The organism is Bacteroides timonensis, assembly GCF_000513195.1.
GTDB lineage: Bacteria > Bacteroidota > Bacteroidia > Bacteroidales > Bacteroidaceae > Bacteroides > Bacteroides timonensis.
On record NZ_CBVI010000209.1, the window covers coordinates 1 to 1,518 of the forward strand.

A 1,518-nucleotide genomic window follows, 5' to 3' on the forward strand; every position below is an offset into this window, starting at 1 on the left:
TGTCTCGTCCTGTAATTACCTTACAGTTTTCTACTTTATTTTTCTTATAATCCTGACATAGCTTGACACTCTCAGAATTCACACGTTTTAGTCCGGATATAGCTTGACAACTCCGGACGGTTACATCCTCTGATCCGGATAGGGCTTGACAAGCGGACGAATCCGAAAGCAAAGATACGCTATTTTTCTTTTCCCTGTCGGATTTATAATAGTTTTTCCATTTACGGGATACTACAGTACCCGTAGCATGGACATACGAAGGGGTCAGGTAGTCGATGCTCTGGTGAGGGCGTTCATCGTTATACAGCTCTATTATACGGCTTACACAAGACTTGAGAGCCTGCGGCGAGGCTATATCCATCACATACAGCCATTCGGTCTTTAAGATTCCGTTTATACGCTCCGCAACAGCGTTTTCAAGAGGATCGCCACTCTCGGTCATGCTGATTGAAATATGATGCTCACGGAGTTTCTGCACGTAATCCGTACTGCAATACTGTATCCCACGGTCTGAATGGTGAATCAAGCCGCTGTGACCTTTGGGAAGGGTGCGAAGGGCCATTTCCAGAGCCCGCAACGCGTTTATCGAATTAAGGCTGCCGGCGATATTCCAGCCCACGATCTTGTGCGAATAAGCGTCCGTTACCAGAGAAAGGTAGCGAAAAGCACCACTGCACTCAATGTAGGTGATATCGCTTACCCAGAGCTGGTTGGGAGAGGTGGGCATGTATCCACGGATCAGGTTCGGGTACTTGTGCATCCAGTGGTCAGACCACGTCGTCTTGCGTTTGCTACGCACCCGGCGAACCAAAAGACCATGAGCCTCAAGCAACGTGAACAAGCGGTCTCTGCTGACCGTTATGCCCAATTTGGCAAAACGAGGACCAAGGTAAACCTGCAACTTGCGAACTCCCATGCGGGGAAAATCGCGGCGAAGCTCCCGAACCTGGGAAACTACAGCATCCTCCTCCAGACAGCAGCGATACAGGTATGAACGGCGGTCATAGTAAGCCTGACGGCTGTTCCCGAACAAACCGCACAAACTATTTATACTATATCTCCTATAGGTCATACGCATCTCACTCACTGTTTGGCACCAGACTTTTTTTTTATGCTGATCTGCAAATCACGCTCGGCTATCTCGATCAGCTTCTCATAGGTACGAGAACGCATGCGCTCGTAGGAAAGAGCCTTCTCCAACTCGGCAAGACGGGCTTCCATGCCCTTGACGGTCTTCGGATGACGGGAGGAAAACTCCCCTATATCAACCACTGCAACAGGATCCGATGAGACACTACCGGATATTAAATGGGCGTAATCCTTACGATAACGCTGAGCCCAGACCTGAATCGTGCCAGCACGGACACTATAACGGGCGGACAAACTCGACGAGGAATCGTTCCCTGTGAAATAAGCCTGCAAGACCTCATCACGAAACGCTTTACTATAAATCTTCTTCGCTTCCATATGAATTGACGTTTTTAGGTAAAGCTATTACAGGACAAGTCAGTGTGTTTA

Annotated in this window: 2 protein-coding genes; both read right to left on the bottom strand. The window is 48.6% G+C overall.

Annotated features, from left to right (window positions below; all coding sequences use genetic code 11):
• Positions 1-1,078: IS3 family transposase (locus BN161_RS27880; RefSeq protein ID WP_074435205.1), on the bottom strand; the 1,078-nt coding region annotated here is incomplete at its 3' end.
• Positions 1,079-1,083: 5 nt separating this feature from the next.
• Positions 1,084-1,467, bottom strand: a complete 384-nt coding sequence (locus BN161_RS27885) for a hypothetical protein (RefSeq protein WP_044272666.1) — start codon at positions 1,465-1,467, stop codon at positions 1,084-1,086.
• Positions 1,468-1,518: the final 51 nt, after the last annotated feature.